General features: G+C 37.7%; 15 protein-coding genes. 14 read left to right on the top strand and 1 reads right to left on the bottom strand.

Annotated elements, in window-relative coordinates; genetic code table 11:
* Window positions 1–119 precede the first annotated feature (119 nt).
* Together QM491_RS23595 and QM491_RS23590 are read left to right on the top strand one after the other, a co-directional pair.
* Window positions 120–4,097, top strand: coding sequence for a strawberry notch C-terminal domain-containing protein (locus QM491_RS23595; RefSeq protein ID WP_283330005.1), 3,978 nt, complete (start codon window positions 120–122; stop codon window positions 4,095–4,097).
* Between the two features lie 12 nt (window positions 4,098–4,109).
* Window positions 4,110–5,171: a hypothetical protein gene (locus tag QM491_RS23590; protein ID WP_283330003.1), complete on the top strand. Its 1,062-nt coding sequence runs from the start codon at window positions 4,110–4,112 to the stop codon at window positions 5,169–5,171.
* A gap of 294 nt (window positions 5,172–5,465) precedes the next feature.
* Here the strand turns inward: QM491_RS23590 and QM491_RS23585 are convergent, their stop codons facing one another.
* Complete coding sequence (locus tag QM491_RS23585; protein ID WP_283330001.1) at window positions 5,466–10,493, bottom strand: PAS domain S-box protein; 5,028 nt, start codon at window positions 10,491–10,493, stop codon at window positions 5,466–5,468.
* 600 nt (window positions 10,494–11,093) lie between these two features.
* Between QM491_RS23585 and QM491_RS23580 the strand changes: the two genes are divergently transcribed.
* From QM491_RS23580 to QM491_RS23525, 12 genes are read left to right on the top strand one after another with little or no spacing between them, the layout of a single operon-like run.
* Window positions 11,094–11,597: a hypothetical protein gene (locus QM491_RS23580; protein WP_283330000.1), complete on the top strand. Its 504-nt coding sequence runs from the start codon at window positions 11,094–11,096 to the stop codon at window positions 11,595–11,597.
* A 51-nt stretch (window positions 11,598–11,648) separates the two neighbouring features.
* Complete coding sequence (locus tag QM491_RS23575; RefSeq protein ID WP_283329999.1) at window positions 11,649–12,101, top strand: hypothetical protein; 453 nt, start codon at window positions 11,649–11,651, stop codon at window positions 12,099–12,101.
* 52 nt (window positions 12,102–12,153) lie between these two features.
* Window positions 12,154–12,693 (top strand): hypothetical protein, encoded by a 540-nt coding sequence (locus QM491_RS23570; RefSeq protein WP_283329998.1) that lies wholly within the window; start codon window positions 12,154–12,156, stop codon window positions 12,691–12,693.
* A 56-nt stretch (window positions 12,694–12,749) separates the two neighbouring features.
* Complete coding sequence (locus QM491_RS23565; protein WP_283329996.1) at window positions 12,750–13,463, top strand: SH3 domain-containing protein; 714 nt, start codon at window positions 12,750–12,752, stop codon at window positions 13,461–13,463.
* Window positions 13,463–13,927 carry a hypothetical protein gene (locus QM491_RS23560; protein WP_283329994.1) on the top strand — a complete coding sequence of 155 codons (465 nt, stop codon included), beginning with the start codon at window positions 13,463–13,465 and terminating at the stop codon, window positions 13,925–13,927. The genes QM491_RS23565 and QM491_RS23560 overlap by 1 nt, the downstream gene beginning before the upstream one ends.
* On the top strand, window positions 13,927–14,085 hold the full coding sequence (locus QM491_RS23555) for a hypothetical protein (protein WP_166554115.1): 159 nt from the start codon (window positions 13,927–13,929) through the stop codon (window positions 14,083–14,085). Before QM491_RS23560 ends, QM491_RS23555 begins: the two co-directional genes overlap by 1 nt.
* Before the next feature lie 3 nt (window positions 14,086–14,088).
* Window positions 14,089–14,652 (top strand): transglycosylase SLT domain-containing protein, encoded by a 564-nt coding sequence (locus tag QM491_RS23550; RefSeq protein WP_283329993.1) that lies wholly within the window; start codon window positions 14,089–14,091, stop codon window positions 14,650–14,652.
* On the top strand, window positions 14,633–15,310 hold the full coding sequence (locus QM491_RS23545; protein ID WP_283329992.1) for a transglycosylase SLT domain-containing protein: 678 nt from the start codon (window positions 14,633–14,635) through the stop codon (window positions 15,308–15,310). Before QM491_RS23550 ends, QM491_RS23545 begins: the two co-directional genes overlap by 20 nt.
* The gene (locus QM491_RS23540; protein ID WP_283329991.1) at window positions 15,307–15,528 is read left to right on the top strand and encodes a hypothetical protein; all 222 of its coding nucleotides are present in this window, start codon (window positions 15,307–15,309) and stop codon (window positions 15,526–15,528) included. Before QM491_RS23545 ends, QM491_RS23540 begins: the two co-directional genes overlap by 4 nt.
* Window positions 15,529–15,536: 8 nt before the next feature.
* A complete protein-coding gene (locus QM491_RS23535; RefSeq protein ID WP_283329990.1) occupies window positions 15,537–15,869 on the top strand; it encodes a hypothetical protein in 333 nt (110 codons plus the stop codon).
* Window positions 15,866–16,330 (top strand): hypothetical protein, encoded by a 465-nt coding sequence (locus QM491_RS23530; protein ID WP_283329989.1) that lies wholly within the window; start codon window positions 15,866–15,868, stop codon window positions 16,328–16,330. The genes QM491_RS23535 and QM491_RS23530 overlap by 4 nt, the downstream gene beginning before the upstream one ends.
* Before the next feature lie 4 nt (window positions 16,331–16,334).
* Window positions 16,335–16,472, top strand: a complete 138-nt coding sequence (locus tag QM491_RS23525) for a hypothetical protein (protein WP_166554030.1) — start codon at window positions 16,335–16,337, stop codon at window positions 16,470–16,472.
* Window positions 16,473–16,482 lie beyond the last annotated feature (10 nt).

The raw sequence follows: 16,482 nt of genomic DNA, 5'->3' as shown, positions 1-16,482 counted from the left end.
TACTGATCAGCTCCTGATATCTACAAACCCTTATTGATTTTGATAGCAAAATCCGTTTTTCTCCTGGTCTTTTTCCAGCTGCAGACGCTCATTTTGCTATCAAAATAAACACCTCTACCATGATTAAATTGTTTAAATCCAAAAAGAAGAAAGTGGAAGGATTGGGCGAAATGTATCGCCCCGCTTCCAAAATGAAGTCACTTTCCGTTGAAACCCCCGATTCTATGTTTTTTGAAGGACAAATCGCCCTTTCAAAACTCAAAGAATATCTTCGAAACGAATACGGTGACGAAATGACAGTCGATGAATACGTCAAGATGCACCTACGCTACAAATCACTCGATGAACTCTCGAATGCACTGGCGGCCGAGCAGGTCGATTCGGTCGCATTGGCTATCTATCAAGTCGAAAAAGGCAAAGGAATCATTATCGCCCACCAAACAGGCATTGGAAAAGGTCGTATCAATGCGGCCATGATTCGTTATGCCTACCACAAAGGAAGGAAGCCCATTGTTATCACTGAAAAGCCCTCTTTGTTTACCGATCTTTACCGTGACCTTATCGGGGTGGGTATGGAAGATGGTTCTCAAAAACTAGAAATCGCCATTGGTCAAGTCGAGCAGAAAATCAAATATGATTCTTGGGAGGAATTGAGCGAAGAAGAGAAAAGCAGCTACGAAAACAATTCCGAAAACTACGAAGCTTTTAAAGAGCAAAACCCCACGAAAAGCGTGTTTAAATACAAACGAAACACCGCTGACTATGACTTGTCAAAGGGTAAACATATCAGACCCTTTATTGTCAATACAAGGGATGCCGATTCGCATATCAAGGATGATTTAGGAAATATCATTTACAAAGCCCCTGAGAAACTAGAACAAGATGGAGTCATTGACTCAGGTGTTTTACCCGATGAATATGACTTTATCTTAGCAACCTATTCACAAGTAGCCACAGGCAATAAAATTATCTGGAATGGGGGTAAAAAGAACGTTATCAAGGGTAAAAAGGCTAAATTCCTGTACGAACAGGCAAAAGACAATATCTTGATTTTGGATGAATCGCACAATGCCTCAGGAGGAAGCTCATCTACGGGTATCATTATGCGAGAAATTGTCCGTGAATCCAAAGGTACGATTTTCCTTTCTGCCACTTTTGCCAAACGTAGCGAAAACATGGCTTTGTATGGTCTCAAAACTGACCTTAGTGAAGCCAATATGTCCTCCGAGCAAATGGCTAATGCCGTAGAAATGGGTGGTGTCGCTTTGCAAGAAATCATCTCAGCCAACTTGGTAAGTAAAGGGCAGCTCATTCGACATGAAAGAGGCATGGCTAACACTGGTGCAATTGTTAACTGGATTGTGTTAGACAAAACTGCTACCAGTTTTAGCATGAAGGATTATTCTACCTTGCATCGAAAGATATGTGACAACATCACTGACATCATGCAAATGATTGTAGCCTTCCAGCGAAACTATGTCAAGAGCACGGTAGAAAACATGAATCAAACCTTACGTGATGAACAAGGTGAGGTAGCGCTGGCCACTGGAACGGCTGATTTAGGAGTGCGCAACGCTCCATATTTTTCTAAGGTCTTTCAAATTGTCTCACAAATGCTATTGGCTATCAAAGCTGATGCCGTCGCGGATAGAGCAATTCAACGACTTAGAGAGGGTAAAAAGCCTGTCATAGCCTTTGCCAATACAATGGAAGCTTTTGTCAAGGAGCTTGATATTGATTCAACGGGCAAGGTAAATACGGATTTCTCACAAGTATTAACCAGAGGTCTGGAAGGTGTATTGCGAATACAAATTAATGATGGTTGGGGTAAAAGGCATTTTGAGAAAATCGAACTGGAGACCTTAGGGAGTAATGCCGTTTTTGAATACAACTACATCTTGAGTAGAATCAAAACCATTCAAACGGGTGTGATGATTTCACCGATTGATTATGTCAAACAACGTATTGAAGCTGAGGGCTACAAAGTTGGTGAGGTAACGGGTCGCAACTTGGAGGTTATTTATGAATACCTACCCAAAGGCTTAGGAAGAATGAGTGCTGCTGTCACGGCAGGTCGAGTTCAAACCCGACGCAAAGAGAATGCGGCTGATACTTTCCAGAAGTTTCAAGACAACCAAATTGACTGCTTGATGATTAATCAAAGTGGTTCAACAGGAAAGTCCGCTCATGCGATTCCTACCAAGAAAGTACCAGCCTCCGATGTAAAACAAAGAGTGATGATTGTTTGGCAACCAGAGCTTGATATTAACACCGAGATTCAAAAACGTGGTCGTATCAACCGAACAGGTCAAATCTTGCCACCGATTTACGACTATCTCAGTTCTGATATTCCTGCTGAAAAGCGATTAGTGATGATGCTCAAATCAAAGCTTAAATCCTTAGATGCGAATACGACCTCATCCCAAAAGACGTCAAAAGACCTGATTCAATCTGAGGACTTTTTGAATAAGTATGGAGACATCGTGATGAAAACCCTGATTGAGGATGATAAGAATGAGGATTTAGAAAAGAGTTACTACACTCGTTTAGACCTTCAACGCTATTTCTATGATGCTCAACATGGTGATGAAGATGCAGAACAGACGAATGCAAAGTCCGAAAAGTATATTGAAAACTTAGCCAAAAGCGTGTCTGGTCGAGTAGCCTTACTCAATACCAAAGAACAAGAAAAGTTCTATGCTGATATGGTCAAAAAGTATCAAGCCTTCGTGGAGCTAAAGATTGCCTTGGATGAATATGACCTTGAAGTCGAAACGATGGACTTAAAGGCAGCTAGTATCGAAGAACCCAATATCGCAGTACTAGGCAAAAGCTTTACAGATTCACCTTTTTCGGGACCTACCTACGTGGGCTTGTATGAAATTAACAACCTACGAAAACCCTACACGGTCACAACGCTCCAAGAAGAACTTAAAAAGCGTGAAAAGGTACAAAAGGATGGTATCAAAGAGGTTGTTTTGAATTTATTAGAGCAACAAACACAATCCAGAATTACCAGAGCGCAAACGGACTATGAGAAAGACAAAGAGATGACGATTTCATGGTTTGAAGCACTTAAAAATAAGACCGAGGAACAACAGCAAAAGCTACAAACCAAGCTGCAGGAACACATCGAAGAACGCGAAGAAGCCATTGCCTATCATAGTTCAGGGAAAGAAGGAAACAAACGAGCCTATGCAGAACTACTTGACTTTTTCAAACTAGGAAGGCTTTTGTATGTCCCACAATCCGACAATAGTTATGTCACAGGGGTATGTTTGGGTATAAAGCCCTACGAAGAAGGTCAAATACAATTAAACACTTTTGAGATTGACATAGCCGTCTCCAATGGCGTCAAAAAGCAAACCTTTGGCATCACAGGCAATGATTTTGGTAAGCTCTCAGGAATTATGAGCCAATCGAAGTTTTTGTCCAATGATAATGTGTTGGAACAATGGCAAAGAGCCATTACTTCTCAGTCTAAAGACCGTGTTTCAGCTTTGATTGTTACAGGCAATATCCTTCAAGCCTATACCAACGATAAGTTTGCCAAAGGACGTTTGATTGATTTTACCATGCAAGATGGCAGCGTCAAGAAAGGCTTATTGCTTCCTAATTCATACCTGAGGGAATCTAATTGGAAAAGTAATACTGCCAATGTTATTGCACCACTAACGGTAGCAGTACCCATCATTCGAAGTAAAGGTCAGGTGTCCACCAGTATTGGAACTACCTTTTTCAGACAGAATGGCAAGTTTAGAATGATTACCGCTCTATCTAAAAGCAAGGGAGGAGATGTTTACACCGATGCGGAACTACTAAAATACGTAGATGGTGGCAACTTCAATTCAGTATCGAGCACGATGGTGGGTATTGTCGATGATTCAAACTTAGAGGCAGTCTGTAGGATTTTGACCGAGCGATTTGGAGCGTCTGTCAACCTGAGTGCTACCGACTTTAAAATGATTCAAGATTCGGTGAACGCTCAGGTACAACAAAGTTCTAACGAAGCCTCAGGCAAACAGAAATCCATGCGCCTGATTAAAATCAAGCTTCAACTACTCAAACTCAAAGCACAAGCATTAAACTTAAATTAAACCTAATCAAACATGAAAATTACCGTTAGCAATTACGCTTCAAAACGTTCAGAGCTTTTAGAAAACTCAAACAAGAAATTAGTCGAAATCGTAGAAGGACTTACGACAGATACCGTAGAAGTGTATGGCCTTGACCCTGAAATTGACGAGTCCATTGATGTGATTTTAGAACAAATCAATAAGGCGCTCGATACTCAAGCCAAACCAAAAGAATTACCCACAATTGATGTTTACTCCATTCCAAAAAGTGAACCCGAAAAGCCTAGTCCCAAAGAGGCAAAAAAGATATCAAAAGCAAAATCTCTCTTAGGTATTTCCAAAGACAACAAAGAGAAAGGAAAAGCCTTTGCCAAATCAAAGCAAAAAAAGGTAGCTATCAAACCAAAACCTCAATCTAAAAACAAACCTGACTCAGTTAAAAAACTCTTCAAAGGCACGCTAGATGAAGGCGATATTGTAAAGGATCAAGAGTTAGATAAAACACTCAAAGTTCAAAGCGTCAAAGGAAACCAATATGAAGGAGTACTTTTAGTCGATGATACTAAAAAAGTAGTGGTGATAAAGCCCGCAAAAAAAGTAAAGGCGAAAGAGGTTCATCTTAAAAGTCCCTTTGAAGAAGGGCAATTGGTAAAAAGAGGTAAACTTCTATTTCTAGTAACCAATACAAAATCAAACACTGTTTCATTGGAGGAAATAGATGGGAAGATGCTCAAGAATCAATCCATTGAAGGCTTTAAAGCTGCTCCTATTTCTCAATTAGACGAAAGAATTAGCAAAACCAAGGCCAGTATTCGTGAGCTTGAAAAGAAGATAGAAACTGAATCAGAGGCGCTAAGAAAGCTTTACAAAATCAGCTCAACCACCTTACAAGAAATCAGAGGCATGGGACGCTTAGGAACGGATGCAGAAACCAAGTTCAAGGAGGCTCAGGCACTCACGTATCAGAAAATGGTATTGACCTCCATTCACAAAAAGGATATGCGAACATTGAGGCTGATTGCTAAAAAGTCTAACATCGAATGGGAGTCCTTGGGGAAAATGCCTAAACGCAAGAAGTTCTTAGGCTTGTTTTAACCAATAGTTTAAGAGGTTGAATTATAACCATTCAACCTCTTAGTTTTAAATACTAATTTGATTCTACCAAAATTTCGAAAAATTCACATTAATCTATAAATAGCGTCTAAATCAAAAGACTGTTACTTTTCTGATTTATGCATACTTGAAATTTTTTGATTGTTCCCATCGAAAATTCAGTTTATTAAATCTATACTGTTTATGTAAAGCGCAAGAAAGACAAATACTTTCAGTATTCCATTTTTTAGTATTTGTTCACTTATTTGACTTTCGAGGATGAATAACTTCAATCTCTTATTTGTTATTTTCCTTGAAAAAATCGCTTAGATCCACATGACTTTTCAGCTCGTTCAATTTTTTCAAATCGAGTGGCTTGCTAAAAAATTCAATCACCCACCGATACGTCCAAGCTCTATTATAATCTGCTTGATCGATTGATGACGACACAATAACTACTTTCACTGTACATGAAAGGTATCTTTTATTGAGGTTTTCTAAAAACTCCCAACCATTCATTTCTGGCATATTGATATCTAAGAAGATAATATGTACATCTGTTTGCGAATCATGAGATGCTATAAAATTCAGCATTCCTAATCCACTCAAAAATTGGTTGGGCGTTGTAGCAATCCCTACCTTCTCAATTAAGAGTTTATGCAACAGTTGAACGGAACTATCATCGTCAACTATTGAGACATATACGTTTTTATGCTTTGTTGCGATTGCATTGTTAATATTCATTTCAAGTTCTTTTACGCTGTAAGTTTTATTGGTGATATCTTTGATAATTTGATCTATTTCAAATGCTGAGCTAATAATATGATTTAGACATTGGGCACGTATTTCAGAGTCTTCCATCCCATCTTTTAATAGCAATACTAATCCCATTAATCTAGAGAGAGGAGCTCGAACTACATGCGACTGCACCCATGCAATATCCTTCAAAGTTTTATTTTGTATCTCGACCGCATTAAAGTATTTGTTTCGATCAGTCACATCATGAGCTATTTCAAAAATTAGGTTTTGACTACCTATTTCAATCATACAGCTATAGATTTCCATATCAAATACTACCCCACCTTTATTCCTTTGTTTCGTTTCAAATACCTGCCCCTTATTCTTGGTAATCAATTCAAATTTTCTGGTAACATCATCTTCTGAAGTATTGATATCCAAAATATTAAGTTGACTAAATTCATTTCTTGTCCAGCCATAAAAGTTTATACAAGCATCATTCATATCTACAAACTGCCCGTTGTCAGGATTGATAATGTACATGATAGATGCATTATTTTGGAATAATCTTCTGAATCGATTTTCACTCTCTATGAGTGCTAAAGATGCGGTCTTCCTTTCTGTAATATCTACTACAATAGCTACAAATTGACGTTCTTGTTCTATTTCAACTATTTGAAGATGAACCTCAACTGGATATTGTGTTAGATTTTTTCGACGATGTATGGTTTCAAAAATAAGTTTTTTCTTTTGGCCAGTAATTAAAGGATTTATTAATTCAAGAAATTCATTACGGCCTATCAATGGCTTTATATCAACTGGAGTAAGACAAACGAGCTCTTCGGCACTATATCCAATATTATCTATGGCAGCTTTATTTGCTCCCAAAAACTTTAAAGTATGAACTTCGAATAAATAAATTTCATTAAGCAGATTTTCAAATATGTTATTATATCGAAGTACATCATTGATGGCATACTTTTCTTTTGAAATATTTTTACTAAAAACAGATACACCTACCACTTGGTCATCTAACAAAATAGGATTCATCGAAATTTCTAAATAATAGGTCTTATTGTGTGTGGGTATTTTATCGTTAAATTGTATAACCTTATTTTCAAAGACTTGTTGATAACGACTCTTCCATTCTTTTTTTACTAGGTCTGGTAAGGCATTAAGGATGTTTATACCTTTATGAAGCTCAACACCAAATGACTCAAGGTAGTCTCTACGAACAACTTTGTTCGCATAAATAATTTCAAAATTTGTGTTTATCGACCAAATACTTTCAGAAGAGCTATCAAGTATTGCCTTTAGATTAGCTTCACTTTCTCTTAAGGCTTTTTCTATGTTACGAATCCTTGTAATATCAGTACTCATCCCAGCTACACCTATTAATTGATTTGCTGAGTCTCGAACAGGAAACTTTACACTAATAAAATCACGTTTTTCTGAATCAATAATCACCTTCTCCTCAAAATAAAGCGGTTGTCCACTATTGAGTGCATCAAGATCATTTGAGATAAATTCTTTGGCAAAATCCTCTGGAAATAAATCAAAATCTGTTTTTCCTAATGCCTGTGACTTACTAATATTCAGAACAGACTCCCAAGTTGAATTAACAATTTGATAAACCCCCTGAAGATTTTTTACATAAATGACTGAGCCATTATTATTTATGATATTGTTGAGTAATTGTCTGCTTTCTTCTATCTCAGAGATGATTTTTTGTCTTTCTAAAATGTTGGTTAACATCTTAGCCAACATCTTGAGAATTTGCTCATCAAACTTATCGTCTCTTTCAACTTCTTTACTAATCTTGATACCCACAAATCCTACTAACTCATCGCGGGTGAAAATTGGTTCAAGGACCATACTAGTGTATTCTATTACAAAATGATATGAATCCCCTTGAATATGTCGTTGGTAAATTTCTTCCAATCTTTGTTCCAGTTCGATTTGAGTAGTTTTGACTGTATCAGGATTAGTCTTTCTCCATTCATTTTTTATAACAAACGAAGAATAAGAGTCTCGATAATTTGCAATAAACAGATGGTCTACTTGGATACAATTTGCTAATTCTTCCAAAGCTGTATTAATCTTTGCATCGGCTTCACTCGAGGTAATACTGATATAATCCAAGAATACCCTCATAAGAATTTCTTGTAAGCGACTTAAATAATGTAAATTATCAAATGCTTTTTTTGAATCGGTAATATCTCGAATAATACCTTCGACAGCGATAAGTTCATTCGATGAATTGTAGATAGGTACACTCCGTTGTTCAACCCATACAATTTCTCCAGTTTTCTTTACCCATCGCAACATAATAGGGGTATTGAAGAAATTTTTCTTTTCCATCAATTCCATAAATTTGTCCCGATCGTCTACATAAATAACATTGGATGCAAGTTCAATACCGTTGTAAAAATCTTCTGGCTCATATCCTATAATTTGGCGAATAGATTGACTAACGTATGTAAATTTCTTTTGAGGTACTAATTCAATTCTGTAGACAATATCTTTGATATTTTCTGTAAGTCGTTTGTATTTTTCCTCACTTTCTTTTAAGAAATCAACAGAAGTTTTTTGTTCAGTAATATCAACGAACGTATAGAATATACGAAATGGAATAGAGTCCTCTTCTTTAAATTCAGGTATAGCATTTACACGTAGCCATTTTTCCTGCGTAATTGAATGATACTTAATTCCAACAATTTCTCCAATAACAGGTTGGCCAGTGGCAAGAGCTCTCGCAAAAGGTAAGTGGTTTAAGTCAATAGTAACTTTGTTCGTATCTAAAAATTTAACTTCCTTGAATAGTTTTGAAATTGTTGTAGTATTGATATTCTCAATACCTAGAATTTTGGAAGCACTTTTATTGGCTCGAATGACTGAGCCATCCCGGTTTTGATAGACAATCCCCTCTGATAGGTTTTCAAAAATTCCACGAAACTCCTGTTCTCGCTCTATTAATGAGTTTTCTACATTATACCTAATTGTGACGTTTTGAATAAGTTCCGCCAGCACTTTTAGAAGTTCTATTTCATCCTTTCCAAAGGCTCGTTGCTCTTTCGACGTCATAAGTCCAAGCACTCCAATTACCTCATTACCTTCAAAAAAAGGTAAAACTATAATCGAACCTACAGACTCCTTCAATAAAGCATCAAAAATCCGAGGGAAAGAGCTTAGTTCCTCAATATTGTAAACATATAATATTTTGTCATCAATGAGTTTGTTAAAAAGAGGTTTCGCCTCAGATATAGCTATCTCTAGAAGTTGGTCATCGTCCTCAATGACTTGTGTCGGACAAATCCATTCATGAGTCTTTATTAATTTTCCCTGATTTTGTTCATAAGTATAGATAAAAGCTCTTGAGGTTTGTGTTGATTTTCCGACCGTTTCAAGTATGTTGACTAATTCACTTTGAAAATCTTGGTAGGGTTTATTAATAAAAGTAATGGCGAGTTTCGCCAATGTGTTTTGCAGCTGATTTAATCTTTCAAACTTAAGTTGTTCTTCTATTTTAGTAGTTACATCATTGGCAAGACCAACATGTTTGTAAACTTGGAGTTGTTCATTTAACAAAGGAAACTTTACAAGCTCAAACCATCTACAAATTCCGTCGGATAGTATAACTCTTGTTGAAATTCTTAGAGGAATGGAGGTATTATTTAGATAGGCTTGTTGCGCATCTAATAGTTTAGGTAAATCTTCTGGATGTATTATCGTATAAAAATCCTTGATAGTAGATAAGTTTTGAGAATATCCTGATAGAATCTTTTCAATACTTTTATTTATAAATAATACCTCATCGTTAGTACTGTTTGTAATCCACAGAATTTCATTGATTTCATTAGTAATTCTTTGAAAGTCACTTCGACTTTCCTCCAAATGAATCTGAGTTAGAACTCTTTCGGTAATATCAATAAACGACAGAATTGTAAATTGTTTAAGTAGTTTGAAAGAAACATCAAAATACATAAAAGTACCGTTTTTACATCTGACTTTAGAATCAAAAGGTACAAAGGTTTGTTCACCAGCCTGTACATTCGAAATTCCCTCAAACCACTGATTATAAATTTCCTGACGGTAGTTCTCTTCAGGAAATGCCAAAGATAACCACTCCTGCATCGACTTTAAATCTTGATTCTGGTAGCCAATAAGTTGACTAAAATTATCATTGACAATGACTTTATCTCTTTCAAAGTCATAAGCCATCATAGCAACTGGAGCTAGATCAAATAACTCTTTTAGTAATGTTTCTGAAGAAGTAGATATTTCTCTGATGAATAATGTAATCTCCTCATCTTCAGAAAAAAAACATAGTTCATGCTCCGTCTTCAAGGGAGTATAATGGCAAATTATTTTAAAAGTTCCACTATTTATTTGAATTTTATGTCTAACATATTCAATATTTATGCCATAATTTTGGATAAAAAAATAGGCTAAGTCATTTATTTGGATGTTGCCTAATAAAAGTTGTGCTTCTTCACTAACCTCTGTAACACTCCAATTTGAGGTTAGTAGAATATACCCACAACCTATATTTTTAAGTTGTTTAAAGAGATGATTATATTTTATCATGTATGTAATTAGTCGTTTATCTTTATAAGTTAACGCTACTACAATAAGATTAAGAAAGAAGAGAGAGAATGAAATTGGTAATTCTATTATTTGTGTTAAACAATAGTAATTCTTTATTTAGTTTTGGGACTACAAAGAGAGTACAAAAGATGAGAAAAATAAATATGCAAAAGGATAATTTAATAACTAAAAAGATTTTTTGGATTATGTATGACTTATATATACCCTCTTTATTCGGTCAAAAAACAAGGAAATAAAGAAATATATTCATGAGAAAACCAGCAAGTGAATAGATAGTTGCTTTATGTCATTAATGCGATTCACTATGGCACTTACAAGTTGGATGTGACTTGTTTATCCCCATACTATCAAGGAATTTTAAAAGTCAAGATGTTATTAGTTTCGTAAATTAAGTTTATGTAATTCTTATTTACTCAATAACTTACCAATGTAAAACTTAGATATGATTCACTCTTACACTACAACTACACTTTATTAACTCCTTACTACCACCATATTACCTCCAAAGCCTTAAAAAGCCATTGTAATTTTGTAGCTGCAAACAAGGAAAAATCAACCTAGCAACAAAACCTATTTATCATGTCAAACATTATTGATTTAAACCCTAGTCAGGAAAGTACACCGCCGTCTAAGAGTGTGAAGTACAACCTCAAAAACGGTGACAAAGATGTCAAAGTCTGCCTTATGCCTGGTCTTCGCTTAGGCAATGTTTTGAATGGTCGCTACGTAACCGATGGGACGTTCAAAGCAGTCGATAACGATACCGAAATCACGGCAACACCTGAAGAGGGCATTCTCTTAGACCACGTACAGGATTTTGATTACGTGTATCCGCCGACCATTGAAAGTATTCGTGTGAAGGTAAAGTCTGAATTGAACCAGCTCGCTCAAATGAGCCAAAAATTAGAAGTAAACACTACCTCTCGAAAAGGTGTAGCTATTTCACGCGTGGTTGAAGCTAAACACGAAGGTGGTGATTCCTTTATTTATCATGTCAATGAGCAGATCACTTTAGACAAGCATATCATCTTACCGCTTTTAGCTTCTATTTCGGTAGATATTGAAGTAAACTATGCTGAGTAAGAGTTAATCCTCTTTGTTTCGTTTTAGGCTCTCATATTATCTCTATTCAACATGAATTTCGCAAAACAGTATCAAAATGGTGATATTATCGCTATTGTCAACTACAACGATGGTATCACCAGAAACATTAAAATCTTTCGGCATTTGGGTCTAACCTTTGCCTGTATTGCAGCCAGTAATTCACCTGACAAGCTGATTCCAGTAGGAAAAGAGTATTTTGCTCATGCTACCATTGTCCCAAAATTGAGTATTCTCAATGGGTTTAATACCGAGCATACCAACCTACTTGCTTCGGATGCAGACTTGGTGGCAGTTGGTCTTAAAACTGGTACAACGCCCATGCAGTACACCCAACAAAACTTAGTGGATTTTCCAAAGGAAGGTTATGTTGAGCCAGCACCAGTAACCATCGACAACGAATTAGTTATTAGATTGATGGCGTACTCGAAAAAGCTCCAGAACATCCTTGATGCTCGCAAAATCCCCTACGAGGGCTTTAATTAAACCCAATCAATTTCAATTTTCCTTTAAACTCCAAACCTCTTAACACAAGAAAATGGCATCTATTATCAATATCCATGCACTTGGTGCAATTAAACAAGGTGACGTAATTTTCGCATTCAAATTCAGCGAAACCAGTACTTGGACACTCGCTCTTTGTGAAATCAACTCACAAAAAGTCCTTTTTGCCAAACATAGCAGCGGTAGCACCTTTGAACCTATGCCTCTTTCTAAATTGGAAGGTTCAGGTTGGTTCAATGAGGCTGGTATCTCAGAGTATGCCAAGGCCTTGAAACCTTTTGCTTTGCCAGAAACCCAATCGGCTGGTATGGCTTACACGACAGCCTCAGACAAAGAAATCGGTTTGTATGCAGATGGTAAAGGCGCCATTGCCAATACGCCATTTGTCGCAAAAGACGCTACTGACGTCATCAAAGAAGTCTTGGGTGGTTCAAGTGTAAGCGCATCTACCGAAGGATCTCCAGAGGCCGCCACTCCATTTTATAAAAAGCCGCTTAACTACGTGTTAGCTGGTTTAGCCGCTTTGGCTGCCTACTTCGCTTGGAAGTCTTTTAGCAACGAGGACGAAGACTAAGATAATCATGCTAGACAGCCTATCAATATAGGCTGTCTGGTCTTAACTCAAACACAATGGCAATTGATATCAAAAATGTCCGTATAGGAATGTCCGTTAAGGCAACATCCCCTAAATACGGTTACGTCAAGTTGTATGATACTGCCGATTGGGATGAAGATAATCCAAGCAAAATTGACTTTGGTGGTGTAATTGGGAAGGTGAACAATGGGCTTCAATTGGGAATTATCCAAGATGTCTATGAGGATACTAAACTAGCTTTAGTTCAGTTGTACAAACCTATTTTGTATATGCTAAAATATCGTACCAACGCCATTGTTCCTTTGTCTGACCTTACCACTATTTCAACACCAACCGTCGTTTCTGGAACGAAAAACTACTATTGCACAGGCGATAGTGTCAGAATCAGAACGGGAGCTTCTTTAACCTCAGCCATTAAATCAGCCGTTAATAAAGGTAATTTGATTGGTCAGTCCGATGGTAAAAGTGTCAATGGCTTCTTGAAGTTCAACTTGGCAATGGGTGGAGTAGGTTATGTAGCTGCTCAATATTGCTCGACGGTCAAACCTGTAGTCAATCAACCTGTGAAAAAGACTGTCACCAAAACAGACACTACCACAGGAAAAACCAAGGACGTTGTAGTGACCCAAGTAAACACTGGCGAAGGCTATACAGTCAAGGAAGTCATCATCAAAGGTGCAATCGGTGCAGTAGCAGGCTTTTTAGCGATTAAACTAATCGGAAAACTCTTTAAACTCAAAGGTGATTAATGAAAGCACTAAGCCTAGCATGGGGAACTTTCCTCAAGGTGGTCAACAAGCTCACCTCTTCGAGTGTATTCTGGTACGCTGTCTTTGGTGCGGCTGCATTTTATGCCTACAAGCGATTGACAACGCCCAAAGAGGAAACCTTTTTGGAACTCCCACTTCCTAATTCAGGCTCAGGGCTTCCAAAAGACTGGAATCCTAACCCATTGGTAGAAGAATTCCATGCCTACTTTGACTCATGGTTTGGCAATAGCGATGATTTGAGAGATGCCTATATCAAAGCGCTTTCACTAACTAACGACCAATTCCATCTCCTTGTTCAGACCTATAATGCCAAATACGGCAAAAAGGATGCGGCAACCCTTTGGGCTAGAGTCACAAGCTGGAAGAAGATTCTCTTCTCATGGAATGGCGACCAGCAAACTCGAATGGAACAGCGTATGATTGCCCTAAAACTTAACTACTAATGAATAACCAAAGTGGATTATTAGGCAATCTAGGTACAGCCAATATCAATGTACAATTTGATGTGCCTAGTGCCTTAAAACTTGGAGCTACTGCCCTAGGGGCTGGTACGCTCCTAATTCTTATCTCAATCTTTTTGAAAAAGTGGATTAACAACTAATATATGCTACCCTTTGAATGGCTCACATATCGAAACCCTTACGGCTATATCTCCAAAGTACGAGAGGTAGCTCAAAGACTCAAAATCAAGCCTGAATGGCTGATGATGGTCATTTGGGTGGAAAGTAAGCACAGCTCGCAAGCAGAAAATAAGCTCTCAGAAGCATTCGGCTTGATTCAATGTTTGCCAAGTACGCTAAGACGTTTGGGCTATTCATTAGGGCAAGTAAAGGGTAAGTTTGGAGAATGGCAATTAGAACACCTAGTGTATCCTTATCTCAAACCCTATATCGGGAAGATGAACTCATCTTATGATGTGTATCTAGCTATTTTCCATCCCGCTGCCCTTGGTAGAGGTGATGGCTATGTCATTGCTTACGAGCGTGAAAAAGCCTACCAATACAACAAAGTACTAGATACGGTTTATGGTGATAGAGACGGCAAACTGGAAGTATTAGATGTAAAATTCTTCTTTAAAAAGTCTGTCCAAAATGCCGTAAAACTCCACAAGAAACTACCTGAATACAAAGACAAAATTCCGTTTGGTTATGAGCTTAGTTTATATTGAAAAAATACCCTCAAACCTTCGGACAGCCTTTGAGAATACGGTTAAGGCGATTTGTTCAGACCTAGGTATCAAAAATCCTGATTGGCTCATGATTGTTATGTGGGCAGAGTCAAGGCTCAATCCACAGGCTCGAAACCCTAAAGGTACAGCAACGGGATTGATTCAGTTTTTGGAAAGTACCGCCAAAGACCTAGGGACAAGCACCGCAGCGCTTTACAAGATGAACCACGTGCAGCAATTGCCTTATGTGAGAGAATACCTCAAACGAAGAATCAAGGAAAGAGGTGTACCAAAGGACGCGTATCAACTTTACTTTTTGGTACATTTTCCCATCGCATTCGGTAAAGCTGACAATACAGTACTCTACAGTAAAGGTACATCGGCTTACAATAGCAACCCACTTGATTACAACGCAGATGGCGTAGTGACAGTGGCAGAAGTGAAACTATTCCTAAACAAAGCCTTGCCAGTCGGCTACGACAAAATAAATCTAACGACAGGGTCGATTAGTTCCCAAACTGGCAGGGCTTTGTTGTGGATCATAGGGATTTGCTTCTTTGTGGCAACAGGCTACTTTATCGTTCGACCTGATTCATGGCAAGCAGTCAAAGCGCTAATCAAGGATTTTATCAAACAAACCATCAAGGTTTTCAAATGAACTTAAACGTTTTTAGAAACATATACTATACCGATTCCGATATGCTCTTAGAAATACCAGTCATGGGCTTCATCATTCATGACTTTTCAGATTTGGCACAAGCAGGCTTCTTTCTTTTATCCGCAATTTATGTGTATTGGAAAATCAAGAATGAGAAGCTCAAGCATGAGAACATGAAGTCTGGAAAGGTAATAGAGGACAATGAGGACGATAACTAACAATCATTATGGCAAAGTATGAGGATGAAATATTAGCAGCACTCCATCAAAATACCTTGGTGATGCAGCAAATGGTCGCTCAACAGAATCCTACAAATGCTCAAAAGTCAGATGTAACAGGCTTAAAAGCTTTTATCAAGGTGGCGGTCGATAATCCCAAAACTACAATTGCAGGTTTGGGAATTTTCGTTTGCGAAATTATCAAAGTGTTTATTCCAGAGATGCACGAAAAGCTAGAGATGACCAAAGCAGGACTTGAATCCTATCTAGGTTACAAAGCCGTGGATGCCAGTGTCAAGCCTAAAGTACCACCTAAGGAAGAAGAGGTCGTTGCAGGATGAGAAAATTCATGATTGCTTTTAAGCACTATCAACACGATGGAAAAGACTTTTATGGCAAACTGATGAAGACTTTTCTAAGAAGTGAATTTATTCATTGTGAGCTGGTTTTCTCAGATGGTAAGGTCGGTTCTTCAAATGAATTTACAGGTGTAAACATCTTTCCAGAAGACAAGAACCGAAACCCGTTTTATTGGGAGTTCTACGAAATTCCGTGGTACTACGAAGCCGAGACACGAAAATACGTAGCACGAAAGGTAGGGAAACCCTATAATTGGGGTGGGGTCTTGGGAAGTATGCTATATCCAATGGGGCTGAGTCAAGATGGTTTTTGTTGTGCTGACCTCTGCTATGTTGCACTTTGTAAATCAGGTGTGCCACTAGCAAGTCATGACCCTGAGAGTGTTTCACCCAATGATTTGCGGTTAATGATTCAAAAACTCTATCCACGAATATACCCTTGAAACGATGTTTAACAAACTCTTAAAACTCGGAAGCTTCTTTGTCGGCTTATGTATCGCTGGTTTCTATGTGTCAGGAATGATGCTAAACTTTATCCAGCTTCGTAAGGAAAAAGAACTTCGAAAAATCAATAAATACGAATAACCGCTAAACC

Origin of the sequence: Flectobacillus longus, assembly GCF_030056705.1 — a bacterium.
Lineage (GTDB): Bacteria > Bacteroidota > Bacteroidia > Cytophagales > Spirosomataceae > Flectobacillus > Flectobacillus longus.
This window is presented reverse-complemented; position numbering and strand designations above follow the sequence as displayed.

Excerpts from the sequence above, each read along its gene's own strand:
- QM491_RS23595 (WP_283330005.1), top strand. The coding sequence starts at position 120 with ATGATTAAATTGTTTAAATCCAAAAAGAAGAAAGTGGAAGGATTGGGC.
- QM491_RS23590 (WP_283330003.1), top strand. The coding sequence starts at position 4,110 with ATGAAAATTACCGTTAGCAATTACGCTTCAAAACGTTCAGAGCTTTTA.
- QM491_RS23585 (WP_283330001.1), bottom strand. The coding sequence starts at position 10,493 with ATGATAAAATATAATCATCTCTTTAAACAACTTAAAAATATAGGTTGT.
- QM491_RS23580 (WP_283330000.1), top strand. The coding sequence starts at position 11,094 with ATGTCAAACATTATTGATTTAAACCCTAGTCAGGAAAGTACACCGCCG.
- QM491_RS23575 (WP_283329999.1), top strand. The coding sequence starts at position 11,649 with ATGAATTTCGCAAAACAGTATCAAAATGGTGATATTATCGCTATTGTC.
- QM491_RS23570 (WP_283329998.1), top strand. The coding sequence starts at position 12,154 with ATGGCATCTATTATCAATATCCATGCACTTGGTGCAATTAAACAAGGT.
- QM491_RS23565 (WP_283329996.1), top strand. The coding sequence starts at position 12,750 with ATGGCAATTGATATCAAAAATGTCCGTATAGGAATGTCCGTTAAGGCA.
- QM491_RS23560 (WP_283329994.1), top strand. The coding sequence starts at position 13,463 with ATGAAAGCACTAAGCCTAGCATGGGGAACTTTCCTCAAGGTGGTCAAC.
- QM491_RS23555 (WP_166554115.1), top strand. The coding sequence starts at position 13,927 with ATGAATAACCAAAGTGGATTATTAGGCAATCTAGGTACAGCCAATATC.
- QM491_RS23550 (WP_283329993.1), top strand. The coding sequence starts at position 14,089 with ATGCTACCCTTTGAATGGCTCACATATCGAAACCCTTACGGCTATATC.
- QM491_RS23545 (WP_283329992.1), top strand. The coding sequence starts at position 14,633 with ATGAGCTTAGTTTATATTGAAAAAATACCCTCAAACCTTCGGACAGCC.
- QM491_RS23540 (WP_283329991.1), top strand. The coding sequence starts at position 15,307 with ATGAACTTAAACGTTTTTAGAAACATATACTATACCGATTCCGATATG.
- QM491_RS23535 (WP_283329990.1), top strand. The coding sequence starts at position 15,537 with ATGGCAAAGTATGAGGATGAAATATTAGCAGCACTCCATCAAAATACC.
- QM491_RS23530 (WP_283329989.1), top strand. The coding sequence starts at position 15,866 with ATGAGAAAATTCATGATTGCTTTTAAGCACTATCAACACGATGGAAAA.
- QM491_RS23525 (WP_166554030.1), top strand. The coding sequence starts at position 16,335 with ATGTTTAACAAACTCTTAAAACTCGGAAGCTTCTTTGTCGGCTTATGT.